7 protein-coding genes and 2 pseudogenes are annotated in these 13,450 nt (G+C 72.9%); 5 read left to right on the top strand and 4 right to left on the bottom strand.

The genetic code is table 11. The features are described 5' to 3' along the window. Positions 1 to 131: 131 nt before the first annotated feature. Positions 132 to 1,559, top strand: a complete 1,428-nt coding sequence (locus ACQPZ4_RS20170) for a hypothetical protein (RefSeq protein ID WP_433063252.1) — start codon at positions 132 to 134, stop codon at positions 1,557 to 1,559. On the opposite strand, the gene ACQPZ4_RS20165 is transcribed toward ACQPZ4_RS20170, so the two are convergent. Further along, the gene (locus ACQPZ4_RS20165) at positions 1,542 to 2,891 is read right to left on the bottom strand and encodes an MFS transporter (protein WP_433063250.1); all 1,350 of its coding nucleotides are present in this window, start codon (positions 2,889 to 2,891) and stop codon (positions 1,542 to 1,544) included. The two genes, ACQPZ4_RS20170 and ACQPZ4_RS20165, sit on opposite strands and share 18 nt — an antisense overlap. 137 nt (positions 2,892 to 3,028) lie before the next feature. Between ACQPZ4_RS20165 and ACQPZ4_RS20160 the strand changes: the two genes are divergently transcribed. The 3 genes from ACQPZ4_RS20160 to ACQPZ4_RS20150 are packed head-to-tail and all read left to right on the top strand — an operon-like array spanning position 3,029 to position 5,263. Then, positions 3,029 to 3,544, top strand: a complete 516-nt coding sequence (locus ACQPZ4_RS20160) for a SigE family RNA polymerase sigma factor (RefSeq protein WP_433063247.1) — start codon at positions 3,029 to 3,031, stop codon at positions 3,542 to 3,544. Positions 3,545 to 3,549: 5 nt separating this feature from the next. Next, positions 3,550 to 4,716 carry a hypothetical protein gene (locus ACQPZ4_RS20155; protein ID WP_433063245.1) on the top strand — a complete coding sequence of 389 codons (1,167 nt, stop codon included), beginning with the start codon at positions 3,550 to 3,552 and terminating at the stop codon, positions 4,714 to 4,716. A 4-nt stretch (positions 4,717 to 4,720) separates the two neighbouring features. Then, positions 4,721 to 5,263, top strand: a complete 543-nt coding sequence (locus tag ACQPZ4_RS20150) for a cellulose binding domain-containing protein (RefSeq protein ID WP_433066586.1) — start codon at positions 4,721 to 4,723, stop codon at positions 5,261 to 5,263. Positions 5,264 to 5,326: 63 nt separating this feature from the next. Here ACQPZ4_RS20150 and ACQPZ4_RS20145 read toward each other — a convergent pair. Together ACQPZ4_RS20145 and ACQPZ4_RS20140 are read right to left on the bottom strand one after the other, a co-directional pair. Continuing rightward, positions 5,327 to 6,199 (bottom strand): annotated as a pseudogene (locus ACQPZ4_RS20145) (lysylphosphatidylglycerol synthase domain-containing protein); the annotation flags it as partial. 141 nt (positions 6,200 to 6,340) lie between these two features. Next, a pseudogene (locus ACQPZ4_RS20140) lies at positions 6,341 to 11,134 on the bottom strand (NAD-glutamate dehydrogenase); the annotation flags it as partial. A 74-nt stretch (positions 11,135 to 11,208) separates the two neighbouring features. On the opposite strand from ACQPZ4_RS20140, the gene ACQPZ4_RS20135 reads away from it, so the two are divergent. Then, the gene (locus ACQPZ4_RS20135; RefSeq protein WP_433063243.1) at positions 11,209 to 13,029 is read left to right on the top strand and encodes a DUF4118 domain-containing protein; all 1,821 of its coding nucleotides are present in this window, start codon (positions 11,209 to 11,211) and stop codon (positions 13,027 to 13,029) included. Here the strand turns inward: ACQPZ4_RS20135 and ACQPZ4_RS20130 are convergent. Then, positions 13,023 to 13,394, bottom strand: coding sequence for a hypothetical protein (locus ACQPZ4_RS20130; RefSeq protein WP_433063241.1), 372 nt, complete (start codon positions 13,392 to 13,394; stop codon positions 13,023 to 13,025). The two genes, ACQPZ4_RS20135 and ACQPZ4_RS20130, sit on opposite strands and share 7 nt — an antisense overlap. Positions 13,395 to 13,450 lie beyond the last annotated feature (56 nt).

The following is a 13,450-nucleotide window of genomic DNA, read 5'->3' as shown; positions in this document are numbered from 1 at the left end:
GTCCGCCGAGGCTATCTACCGCATCCACCATAATCAATGAATTTCCGACAACGGCCCGGCGAAACGATGGACCTTGAACGTTCACCGGGCGCGCATTGAGGCCGTCGCCGTGCCCGTGACATAGATGAACCATGAAGTTTCGTCTGGCGGCCGCGCTCGGCATCGCCTGTGCCGCAACACTTGCCGTGCCGGTCGCGAGCCTGGCGGCCGCGCCCGGCGACAGCCTGCCGTTCGCGTCGGCGGTGTTCCGGGCCACCCACAACAGCTACTCGGGCAACGTCGACGGCAGCAAGGGCCCGATCACCGCGCAGCTCGACAGCGGCGTGCGGTTCATCGAGTTCGACATCCACGACAACGACTACGCCGCCAACCGCGACTACTCGATCGGGCACAACGGGCCCGGGGACGCCGTCGACCACACCGGGAACCCGGGCTCCAACCTGCTGCGCGACTGGCTGCAGACGGTCAACACGTGGTCTGCGGCCCACCCGGCGCACGCGCCGATCGTGGTCATGCTCGACCTCAAGGACAACCTGACCGACAACCCGTCGTACGCCGCCGGCAACCTCCTGGCCCTGAACCAGGAGCTGCGCGACGCGTTCGGGTCGCGGCTGCTGATGGCCAAGGACGTGCCGGGCGCGCTGGGCACCATCGGGTCGCTGCGCGGGCGGGTGCTGACGCTGCTGTCGGGCGACGCCGGGACCCGCACCGAGTACCGCCGCGACGTCGGCTACCACCCCGCGGTCGCGGTCAACGCGCGCGGCCAGGTCGTGGAGGTCCACGACTCCGGTTCCGGGACGCTCTGGTACTGGACCGGCTCCTACGGCACCGACGGCCGGATCACCTGGCTGCGGCACGGCAAATACGACACCGGCACCACCCCGGCGATCGCCCTGAACGACAGCGGCCAGCTGGTCGAGGTGCACAAGTCGCAGTCGGCCGACACGCTCTGGTACCACACCGGAACCCTCGGCGCGGACGGCGAGATCACCTGGTCGGCCAGCCGGCAGTACGACAGCGGGGTCACCCCGACGATCCGCTTCACCGGCGGCGGCACGACCCTCCGCGAGATTCACCGCGCCAAGTCGGGCGGCCAGAACTGGACGTGGACCGGCACCCTGAACGCGGCCGCGGGCACCGTCGCGTGGAGCGGGAACGCGAAGACCGCCGACGCCCTGTTCGACGCGGCGACCTCGACCAACGCCGCCGGCACCCGGGTCTCGGTGCGCACCGGCACCGACGGGGCCGCACCCGCCCAGACGCTGCTGTACTCCACCGGCCCGATCGCCACCGACCGCATCCGCTACCCGCAGACGGCGTTCGACGAGTACCAGTCCGGCGACGCCGCCATCCTGCAGGAGGGCGCCCTGTTCTACGCGGCCACCGCGTCCAACAAGACCTTCATCACGGCGAGCCGCCAGTCCGGGCACATCGTGCGCGGCTGGGACTTCGACAGCGCCTCGTACGCGACGAACCCGATCGCCAACTATCCGGCGACGAACCATCCCTCCGACAGCTGGTACACCACCCTGCTCACCCAGTCAGGCGCGGTCTCCTAGCGCGGCGAGCACCGGCGGGGCGGCCGGCAGCGGTTTGCCGGCCGTCTCGGGCATGAGCAGGACGGCGACGGCGCCGATCGCCCCGCCCGCGGCCAGGATGAAGCCCGGCACCAGCAGGTTGTCCGTGGCGTCGACGAGCGCCGTGGTGACGAACGGGGTCGTCCCGCCGAAGAGCGAGACCGAGATGTTGTACGAGATGGACAGCGCCCCCGCCCGCACGTCCGTCGGGAACAGCGCCGGCAGCGTGCCGGGCATGGTGCTGTCGAAGCAGACGTACATCAGGGCGACCAGCAGGCACCCGATCACCGCCGACGGCACGGTGCGCTCGCGGATGACGAGGAACGCGGGCACCGCGCCGACGACGAGCAGCAGGCACCCCGCGAGCAGCACCGGCCGCCGCCCGACCCGGTCGGAGAGGTGACCGACGAACGGCAGCAGGGCCATGAGCAGCACCATCACGCCCAGCACCACGGCCAGCCCGGTCGCCGTGGACAGGCCGATCTCCTCGGACAGGAAGCTGGGCAGGTACGACGTCAGCATGTACGCGGTCACGTTGAACACCAGCACCAGACCGGCGCAGACCAGAAACGGGCGCCGCTGGTACCGGAAGATCTGCTTGAGCTCGTTCGACATCCGCGTGTCGCGGTGGGGCGTGCGCCGCTCGAGGTGCCCGTAGGCCGGCGTCTCCGCCAGCCGCAGCCGCAGGTAGAGCCCGGCCAGCCCGAGCGGGCCGGCGACCAGGAACGGCACCCGCCAGCCCCACGCCAGCAGGTCCTCCGGCGGGAGCACCGCCGTCAGCCAGGTGACGAGGGCCGCGCCCAGAACATAGCCCGCGAGGGTACCGAACTCGAGCCAGCTGCCCATGAACCCGCGGCGGCGGTCCGGGGCGTGCTCGGCGATGAACGTCATCGCGGAGCCGTACTCGCCGCCGGTCGAGAAGCCCTGCACGAGCCGCGCCACGAGCAGCAGGATCGGCGCCCAGACCCCGATCTGCGCGTAGCCCGGCAGCAGCCCGACGGCGAACGTGCCGAAGGCCATCATCAGCACGGTGAGCACCAGCACCCGCTTGCGCCCGATCCGGTCGCTGAGCGGCCCGAGGAAGAGCCCGCCGAGCGGCCGGACGAGGAACGCGGCGGCGAAGGTGGCGAACGTCGACAGCAGCTGGGCGGGCGCGCTGGCCTCGGGGAAGAACACCGCGCCGAGGGTGACGGCGATGTAGCTGAAGACCCCGAAGTCGAACCACTCCACCATGTTCCCGGCCGCGGTGGCGACGATCGTCCGCCGCAACGCGACCGGGTCGACGACGGTCGCCGTCGCGTCCGAGGTCGACATGGCGCGGGTCTACCCGCGACCGCCCCCGGTAAGCGCGCCGGCCGGTCGCTGGGCCCGAAGCCTTGTCGCAAGGTGATGCAACCTCCCGCGGTGGGCGCGCCGTTATTGTCGGGACGCGGGCGGAAGGATGCCTACCGGTGCGAACCGAGATCCAGCAGCAGTACGTCGAGTACGTGACCGGCCGCATGCCGGCGCTGCGCAAGTTGGCCTACGTGCTGTGCGGGGACCGGCATCGCGCCGACGACCTCGTGCAGCAGACGATCACCCGGCTCTACGTCCGCTGGCGGCGGGTCGGCGGCGTGGAGCACCTCGACCAGTACGTGCGGACGATGCTGGTCCGGGCGTTCGTCGACGAGAAGCGGCGCCCCTGGTCCCGGGCGGTGCTGACCGGCGATGCCCCCGACCGGCCCGACCCGGGCCGGTCGCCGCACGACCACGTGGTCGACGCGGTGACCGTCCGGGCCGCGCTCCGGCAGGTGCCGCCGCGGCAGCGGACCGTGCTCATCCTGCGCTTCCTGTGCGACATGTCGGTCGAGGACGTCGCCATCGCGCTCGAATGCTCGACCGGGAACGTCAAGAGCCAGTCCTCCCGGGGGCTGGCCACGCTGCGCCGCGTCCTGGGGGACGACATCACCGTACGGAAGGACAGCTGAGGCAGATGGGTACCGACGAGCAGTACGGCGTGGCGGTCTTCCGTGCCCTGGACGGGGAGCCCGGCGCGTCCGCGGTGGACGTCATGCGGGCCGTCGCCGACGGGGAGCGCCACCACCGCCGGGTGCGGCTGGCCGGCTCGGCGGGGGTCGCCACGGCCGTGCTCGGCATCCTGGCCACCGGCTGGCTGGTGACCACGGGCTGGCGCGGTCCCGCCGCGCCGCAGCCCGCCGACTCGATGCCGGGCGCGCCGACCGCACCCGCGAGCGCGGCGCCGGTCTGCCGCGCGGCACAGCTGACGACCCCGGCCGGTCAGCCGCCGAAGGGCGTCGTGACCGGCGCCGACGCCAGCGGTCGGTACATCGCCGGCCGGACGTATCCGGACGACAACCATCCCAGTCCGGTGATCTGGGTCGACGGTGTCCCCCATCCGGTGGCCATCTCCGGCGACGACCCCATGCTGACCGATGTCAACGCGACCGGCGACGCGGTCGGCACCAGCCTGGTGCACGAGGTGTTCGCCTCCTGGGTGTACAAGGGCGGCACGGTGACCCGGCTCAAGGGCAACGCGGCCAGGGTTGTGGCGCTGAACGACCGGGGGACGATGGTCGGCTCGACGGCGAACGGGGCGGCCCGCTGGGACTCCCCCGCCGCGGCTCCGGTGTCGCTGCCGAACCCGGTGCCGGGCTGGAAGACCACGGCCTCGGACATCGGCGAGGACGGCACGATCGTCGGCACCGCATCGGGCGGCGGCTGGGAGAACGTCGCGGTGCTGTGGCACCCCGACGGCCGGGTCGAGACGCTGCCCGCCCCGACCGGTGACGGCGCGACGAGCAAGGACTACCGGGGCATCGCGATCCGCGGCGACTACGTCCTCGTCAAGGCCCTGTACGACCAGCCCGGCGGCAAGCGCTTCGAGGGCGTGGTCCGCAACCGGCGCACCGGCGCCATGACCGGCACGCCGGGGCTGTACACCGCGGTCAACGGCCGGGGCTGGATGGCCGGGTCCTCGGGGCTCGTCACGGCGACGGACAAGGTGACACTGCCGGGCCTGAACGCGGGGGACGACCCGCGCGGCAGCGAGGTGTACGCCCTGAGCGACGACGGCACCAGGCTCGCCGGCCAGGTCGGCGGCACCCCGCTGCCCGTCGTGTGGACGTGCACCGGCGGGTGAGCCGATGCAAGTTCCACACCGGACGCACGGTCAAGGGGCGCCGGACCGCTGCACGCGCTCGCGGGCGGCGGTCCGGGCCGTATCCTCAGCGCATCGACAGGTGCGCATGCGATCGAGAGGATCGGCCGCCATGAAGACCTTCACGAGAGTCGCGGCGCTGGCCGGGTCCGCCGTCGTGCTCAGCGGGGCCGCCGCCCTCGCCGGGTCCGGGGCGGCGTACGCGGCCGCCGGGTGCCGGATGTACTTCAACGTCGCCTCGTTCAGCCCCTTCTCCGGGACGATCGACATCGTCAACACCGGGGACCCGATCACCGGCGGGTGGGCGCTCACGTTCACCTTCACCGCCGGGCAGCGGATCACCAGCGGCTGGCCGGTGACCTTCACGCAGCCGGTCGGCAGCGGCACGGTGACCGTGGCCAGCAACGCGCCCTGGAACAGCAGCCTCGCCACGGGCGTGCCGTTCCACACCGGGTTCCTCGGGACCTCCCAGCCGATCGTCTCCCCGCCCACCGCCGTCGCGCTCAACGGCACCGTCTGCCGGGTCTGAGCGAAGGGCCGGGGCCGGCCAGGTGACGCCGAGGGCGAACACCGCGGGCAGCCCGGCCAGGGCGACGAGCCAGCAGGACAGCAGCCGGTACGCCACGACGACCGCGGCCGCCGCCGAGCCGTTCGCGCCGACGGTGACGAGCGCCGCGAGCAGGCTGGCCTCGACCAGCCCGGCCCCGCCGGCGACGAGCGGGATCTGCCGGACGAGCAGCCCGGCGAGGTACGCGCCGACGAGCGCCACCACGCCGGCGTCGAGGCGGTAGGCGGCGGCGACGGCCGCCAGGCAGGCCAGGTCGAGCAGCCGCCGGCCGACCGCCGAGCCGCCCGACACCAACCAGTCTCGGCGGGTGAGCGAGCCGCACGCGCGGGCCGCGTCCGCCCCGAAGCCGGCCAGCCGGCCCCAGCGGCCGCGCGGCCCCGGCTCGACCCGCCGGCGGGGTACCAGCCGCCGCCAGGTGACGCGGCGGGCGAGCAGCGCGACCGGGAGGGCCAGGACCAGCGCGACGGCCAGGCGGCCGAGCCCGGCGACGGCGATCCAGCCGAGGTAGAGCACCGCGACCGCGGCGCTGGCCTGCACGCTGGTCAGGGCGGCGACGGCGAGGGCTCGTGCGGTACCGACGCCGTGGTTTCGGTATTGCCGCACCGCGAACGCCGTCGACACCGGGCCACCGGCCGGCATCGCCGTGGACAGGGTGGTGCGGGCCAGGGCGAGCCCGGTCGCGCGGCGCAGTGACATCGCACCGCCGAGCGCGGCGACCAGCCGGCGCTGCTGCGTGCCGTAGCAGACGAGCGAGCCGGCGGCGAAGGCCAGTGCCGCGGCCAGCCACCACCAGCGGGCGCCGGTCAGGGTGGCCAGCACGGCGCGCGGCTCCGGCAGGGAGCGGCGCAGCAGCACGAACGCGAGCGTCACCACCCCGAGGGTGATGACGAGCCCCATCCAGGGCCGCCGGCGGACGAGCCCAGCGCGCATGCGGTCAGGGTCCGCGAACGACATGAGAATTCGCTGAACGCCGCACGACCGGAGAGGGTCGGGCACCGATCCAGCCTGCCCGGGGCCGGTCCGGGCAAACCCACCCGGTCAGGCGGCGGAGGTCCGCACGAGGGTGCGGATCTGGCGCAGCAGCACTGAGATGGCGGCCAGGTCGCCCGGGGACTCGCCGAACTCGCCGATCGCGCCGCGGGTGCGGGCGATCGAGGTGATGTTGCCCTGCTCCCACTCGTTGACGCGGGCCACGGCGTCGGCGCCGGGCGCCGTCGCGTCGAGGACCTCGGCGGTCAGGGCGGCCAGGGCGGCGTACAGGTCGAAGCGCAGCGCCCGGCGGGCCAGGGTCTGCCAGCGGTCCTCGCGCGGCAGGGCGGAGATCTGCGAGAGCAGGTCGTCGACGCGGAAGCGGTCGGACAGCACGTAGTAGACGGCGGCGACCTCGCCGACGTCCCGGCCGGTCCGGGCGGCGACCTCGACGACGTCGAGCAGGCCGAAGCCGTACGCGATGCGGGTGGTGCGGTCCGCGATCTCGCCCGGCAGGCCGAGGTCCCGCAGGCGCTGGGCGTTGGCGTGCAAGGCCTCGCGCTCCTGGCCGTGCAGCAGCGTCTCCAGCCGCGGCAGGAGGTGCGCGATGCCGGGGCGCAGGCGGGCCGTCTCGCCGGGCACGTCGATCGGGAGCCGCCGGTTGGACAGCAGCCAGCGTACCGCCCGGTCGAGCAGCCGCCGCAGCTCCAGGTTGACCGCGGTCTGCGCCTCGGTCGGGACCTGGTTGTCGAGGGACTCGGCGGCGTGGCGGAGGTCGCTCAGGCCGTACACCTGCTGCATGACGACGGATGCCCGCAGGATGTCCGCGGCGCCGGTCCCGGCCTCCTCCGAGGCGCGGTAGAAGAACGATGTGCCGCCGCAGTTGACGGCCCGGTTGACCAGCTGGGTCGCGATGATCTTGCGGCGCAGCGGGTGCTCGGCCATCGCCGCGGCGAACCGGCGGCGCAGCGGGGTCGGGAAGTAGCCGACCAGGACGTCGTTGGTCCAGTCGTCGGCGGCCAGGCCGGAGTCGAGGATCTCCCGCTGCAGCATGATCTTCACGTGCGACAGCAGCACCGCGAACTCGGGTGAGGTGAGCCCGACCCCGCCGGCCGCGCGCTCGTCGAGCTGCTCGTCGGTGGGCAGGTCCTCCAGCGCGCGGTCGAGCTGCCCGCGCCGCTCAAGATCGGACATGAGCCTCCGGTGTACCGGCAGCAGCGACCGCGACTGCGCCCGCGCGTTGCCCAGCGCGGTCGCCTGGTCGTAGTTGTCGCGCAGGACCAGCTCGCCGACCTCGTCGGTGGTCGCCGCGAGCAGCGGATTGCGCTCCCGGGGGTCGAGCACCCCGTCCGCGATCGCCCGGTCGAGCAGGATCTTGATGTTGACCTCGTGGTCGGAGCAGTCGACGCCGGCCGAGTTGTCGATGAAGTCGGTGATGATGCGGCCGCCGCCCAGCGCGTACTCGATCCGCCCGCGCTGGGTCAGCCCGAGGTTGCCGCCCTCCCCCACGACCTTCACCCGCAGCTCGGCGCCGTTGATCCGGACGTGGTCGTTGGCCTTGTCGCCGACGTCGGCGTGGGACTCCCCGGTCGCCTTGACGTAGGTGCCGATGCCGCCGTTCCAGAACAGGTCGGCGGGGGCCGACAGGATCGCGTGCACGAGGTCGTTCGGGGTGAGCGGGCCGGTGGTGGTGATGCCGAGCGCCGCCCGCGCCTCGTCGGAGGGGTCGACCGACTTCGCGGTGCGCGGGTAGACGTCGCCGCCGGGCGAGATGACCGACCGGTCGTAGTCGTCCCAGGAGGAGCGGGGCAGCGCGAACATGCGCTGCCGCTCGGCGAACGAGGTGGCCGCGTCCGGGTTCGGGTCGATGAAGATGTGCCGGTGGTCGAACGCCGCGACCAGCCGGATGTGCTCCGACAGCAGCATCCCGTTGCCGAACACGTCGCCGGACATGTCCCCCACGCCGACCACCGTGAACCCGGTCGTCTGGGTGTCCACGCCGAGCTCGCGGAAATGCCGCTTGACCGACTCCCACGCGCCCTTGGCCGTGATCCCCATCTTCTTGTGGTCATACCCCGCCGACCCGCCCGACGCGAACGCGTCACCGAGCCAGAACCCGTACCGCACCGAAATCTCGTTCGCGATGTCCGAGAACGTCGCCGTGCCCTTGTCCGCCGCCACCACCAGATACGGATCGTCCGGATCGTGGCGCACCACGTCCGGCGGCGCCACCACCTTGCCACCGTCGAGGTTGTCGGTCACGTCGAGCAGGGCGGAGATGAACAGCTGGTAGCAGGCCACCGCCTCGTCCCGGTCCCCCGGGTTCTGCTTGAGCACGAACCCGCCCTTCGCCCCCGTCGGCACGATCACGGCGTTCTTCACCATCTGCGCCTTGACCAGCCCGAGGATCTCGGTCCGGAAGTCCTCCCGCCGGTCCGACCACCGCAACCCGCCCCGGGCCACCGAACCGAAGCGCAGGTGGACACCCTCGAAGCGCGGGGAGTACACGAAAATCTCGAACCGCGGCCGAGGAGCCGGCAGATCCGGAATCGACTGCGGATCCAACTTGAACGCCGTGTACGACTTCGGCCGCCCACCATCACCCCGCTGGAAGAACGACGTCCGCAGCGTCGCCTGGATCAGGTGCAGGAACGACCGCAGGATCCGGTCCTGGTCGAGGCTCGTCACCTCGTCCAGGTCGGCGTTGATGGCCGCGACCATCTTCTTCGACCACTCCGAGCGCGCGGTCTCGGACAGCTGCAGCCGGGGGTCGAAGCGGGCGGTGAACAGGTCCACGAGCTTCGCGGCGATCGCCGGGTAGGCCAGCAGCGTGGTCTCCATGTAGTCCTGCGAGACCGTCGCGCCGGCCTGGCGCAGGTACTTCGCGTAGGCCCGCAGGATGACGACCTCGCGCCAGGTGAACCGGGCCTTGGAGACCAGGGTGTTGAAGTTGTCGATCTCGGTCTCGCCCCGCCACATCGCCGAGAACGCGTTCTCCAGGTGGCAGCGGACCCCGACGATCGCCCGGGCGTCCGGCGGCAGTTGCAGGCCGAAGTCGCAGAGGTGGACGGTACCGCCGGCGCGCTCGATCTCGTAGGGCCGCTCGTCGGTCACCCGCACGCCGAGGGAGTGCAGCAGCGGCACGACGGCGGACAGCGGCATCGGGTCGGCGAGGCGGAACACCTTGAACCGGATGTCGCTCTCGGCCTGGCGGCGCCGGTACACGTGCATGGCCAGCTGCCCCGGCTCGTCCAGCAGCTCCAGCTTGGCGATGTCCTTCACCGCCTCGAACGGGGTGTGCTCGTCCTTGTAGGTGTCCGGCAGCGCCCGGCAGTACCGCCGGTACAGCGCCTTGGCCTGGTGCTCGTCGCCGACCTCGCGCTCCAGCACGAGCCGGAAGTCGTCGTCCCACAGCCGGGTGGCGTCGGACAGCCGCTCGGTGAGCCGGCGGACGTTGATGACGCCGGGCGGGTTGCCGGGGTCGAGGCGGACGACGAGGTGAATCCGGGCGAACTTCTGCTCGCCGACCAGGGTGGTGTAGTCCACGCCGATCCCGTTGAGCTCCGCCTGCAGGATCTGCTGGATGCGCAGCCGGTTGGCCGTGGTGAACCGGTCCCGGGGCAGGTACACCAGGCAGGAGACGAACCGGCCGTACGCGTCGCGGCGCACGAACAGCCGCAGTTCCCGCCGCCCGGCCAGCCGCAGGACGCCCATCGCGGTGCGGTACAGCTCGCCGGTGGTGATCTGGAACAGCTCGTCGCGCGGGTACGTCTCCAGGGTCTCCAGCAGCTCCTTGCCGGAGTGGCTGCGCGGGGACAGCCGGGAGGACGCGACCACCTCGGCGACCTTGCGGCGCACGACGGGCAGGTCGCGGACGCTGGTGCGGTACGTCGCGGAGGAGAACAGGCCCAGGAAGCGCTTCTCGCCGACCACGGTGCCGTCGGCGTCGAACACCTTGAAGCCGATGTAGTCCAGGTACGTGGAGCGGTGCACGGTGGCCCGCGAGTTGGCCTTGCTGATGACGAGCAGGCGCCGCTCCTGCGCCCGGGCGTACACGTCGGCGGGCACCGGGCCGAGCACGCGCGGGCGGATCCGGCCGGCGCGCAGGATGCCCAGGCCGGAGCCGGGCGCCGCCTGCAGCACGTGCTCCCCCGCGGCGCCGGTCGCCAGCCCGTACTCGCGGTAGCCCAGGAACGTGAAGTGCTCGTCCGCCAGCCAGCGCAGCAGCTCGACGGCGTCGGTGACCTCCTCGTCCGGCACCGGCGGCCGCGCGCCGGCCATCTCGCCCGCCAGCTCGTCGGCCAGCGCCAGTGCCTGCCGGCGCATGGCGGCCCAGTCCTCGACGGCCACGCGGACGTCGTCGAGCACCCGGGTCAGGCCGGTGCGCAGCCGCTCGAGCTCGACCTCGTCGCGGATGCGGTCGACCTCGATGTGCATCCAGCACTCGACGACATCACCCTGCGCACCGTCCTGCGGTTCGTTGCTGACCCGGATCTGCTCGATCTCCCCCAGCGGCTCCCGCCGCACGACGAAGAGCGGGTGCACCAGCATGCGCACGTCGAGGTCGCGCGCCGACAGCGCGCTGGAGACCGAGTCGACCAGGAACGGCATCTCGTCGGTGGCGATGTCGATCGCGGTACCGCCGGACAGCCCCGTGCCCAGGCGCAGTTTCACCTCGCCGGGCGAGCGCTGCCGGGCCAGCTCCACGTGGGCCCGCACGGAGGCGACGAGGTCCGCCACCTCGCACCCGGTGAGCTCCTCGTCCGGGATCAGGCGCCAGTAGTGCGCGACCAGCTCGGGGTCGGCGCCCTGGTCCGCCGCCAGGGTCACCGCCTCCGCGATCATCGCTTCCGCGTCGGGCACGGGCGCTCCTCTCGACCCACCGCCGACTACCCAGCCACGGCCCGGTAACCGAGGCCCCGACTAGACTTTTTGCGGTGCACGTCGGCTCGCTGTCGTGGCTGGTGCGACCGGCAACCTCGCCGCGATGGCTGGGGATCACGGTTGCCGCCCTGCTGATCGTCGCGGAGACCTTCCTGGTGTATCCGCTGCGGCGGATCGTCACGCCGTTCGACCCCAGCATGGTGTACATCGCCGGGGTCCTGATCGCCTCGATGATGTGGGGCATGTGGCTCGGCATCGCCACCGCGGCGGCGAGCACCCTGGCCTTCGTCTTCTTCCACGTCCAGCCCATGGGCCGGTTCGCGGTCGCCGACGTGCGCGACATCGTCGGGCTGGTGATGTTCCTCGTCCTCGCGGTGGCCACGAGCGCGGTGGCACACCTGGCCCGGCTGCGGGCCGCGCACGCCGAGGAGTCCGACTGCACCGCCGAGATGGCCCGGCTGCTGCTGCGCGCGGAGGACCTCCCCGCCGCGCTGCCCGCGGTCGCCCGGTGCATCGCCCGCTCGTTCAACCTGCCTGGTGCGGCCCTGCACCGCACCGCCGTACCCGCCGACGACCGGCACACGGCGTTCCCGCTGCAGGCCGGGGCCGACCGGCTCGGCACCCTGGTCGTGCCGGCGGGCCTGCCCGAGCCGACCGTCCGGCGGCTGCGCCTGCGGGTCGTGCCCGCGCTGACGTCGTTGCTGCACGCCGGGTGCGAGCTCGCGGCGAGCCGTGAGCACCTGCGCCGGCTGGCCGCCGAGCAGGCCGCGCTGGGCCGGGTGGCGAAGCTCGTCGCGGCCGGCTGTGACCCGCTCGACGTGTTCACCGCGATCACGAACGAGCTGCACGGCCTGCTGCCGGAGTACAGCACCTGGCTGTGCCGCTACGAGCCCGGCGACGCGGCGAGCGTGGTCGCGACCAGCCTCACCGACCCCGGCGCGAAGTTGGCGCACTGGACCCTTGAGGGCGACAACGTCCTGATCAAGGTGCGGGACACGGGTCGCGCCGCCCGGGTCGACGACTTCGCGGACATGCCGGGCCCCGTCGCGGCGTTCGCCCGCGACCTGGGTGTGCGCTCCTCGGTCGGGGTGCCGATCCTGGTCGAGGGGCGGCTGTGGGGCGTCGCGGCCGTCGCGTGGACCCGGCCCGAGCCGCTGCCGGCCGGCACCGCGGAACGGATCGCGGCCTTCACCGACCTCGCGGCCACCGCCATCGCCAACGCCGACAGCCGGGCCGAGCTGGCCGCGTCCCGGGCCCGGCTGGTCGCCGCGGCGGACCAGGCCCGCGAGCGCATCGAGCGCAACCTGCACGACACCGCGCTGCAGCACCTCCTGGCCGTCGCCATGCAGTTCGGGATCATCCAGGCGGGCCTGCCGCCGGAGCTGGAGCAGACCCGGCGGGACCTGTCCCGCGCGGTGTCCGGCCTGAACAGCGCCGTGGACGACCTGCGGGAGGTCGCCCGCGGGATTCACCCGACGATGCTGGCGGCGGGCGGCCTGCCGTCCGCGCTCAAGGCCCTGGCCCGCCGGTCCCCGGTGCCGGTCGACCTCGACCTGCACGCCTGCCCGCGCATGCAGCCGGTCCTGGAGGTGGCCGCGTACCACGTGGTGTCCGAGGCGCTGACGAACGCGGCCCGGCACGCCGGCGCCACGGAGGTCCAGGTGCGGGCGGTGTCGGACGAGTCCGCGCTGCACCTGTCGATCCGGGACGACGGCGTGGGCGGCGCCGATCCCGGGCGGGGTGCGGGCCTCACCGCGCTGCAGGACCGGGTCGAGGCCCTCGGCGGGCAGTTCACCGTCAGCAGCCCGGCCGGGGCCGGCACGACGCTACTGGCGACCATCCCGAGCACGCCGCCCGAGACGTGCGATCACTGAACGGGCACGGTCTTGTGGTTGAGGTAGGCGACGACGCGCAGCGCGGCGCCGTCCTCGTACATCAGGTACGAGGACGACAGGTCGGCCGGGTCGCCGCCGGTGGTGCTGGGCAGGGTCCAGTCGGTGCGGACCAGCAGGTAGTGCTCGTCGAGGCGCTGCTGGTCGACGGCGGTGAGCTGGGCCCGGCCGTAGCCGGCGGCGGCGAACATCTCGGCCCGGCGGGGCAGACCGGCGAGGAAGTCGGCCCGGGCGATCGGCCGGGCGCCGCTCGCGTCGGCGAACAGGAACGGGTCGGCGAAGAGGTCCGCGGCGCCGGGACCGGTCAGGGCGGCGAGGAACGCGGGAACGTCGGGCTGTGTCTGCATGCGGCCACCGTAGCCATCACCCGCGTATATCATACCATAGCCGGACATTAATCTCT

The sequence above is a fragment of the Dactylosporangium sp. CS-033363 genome, from assembly GCF_050942475.1.
In the GTDB taxonomy this organism is placed as follows: Bacteria; Actinomycetota; Actinomycetes; order Mycobacteriales; family Micromonosporaceae; genus Dactylosporangium.
This window is presented reverse-complemented; position numbering and strand designations above follow the sequence as displayed.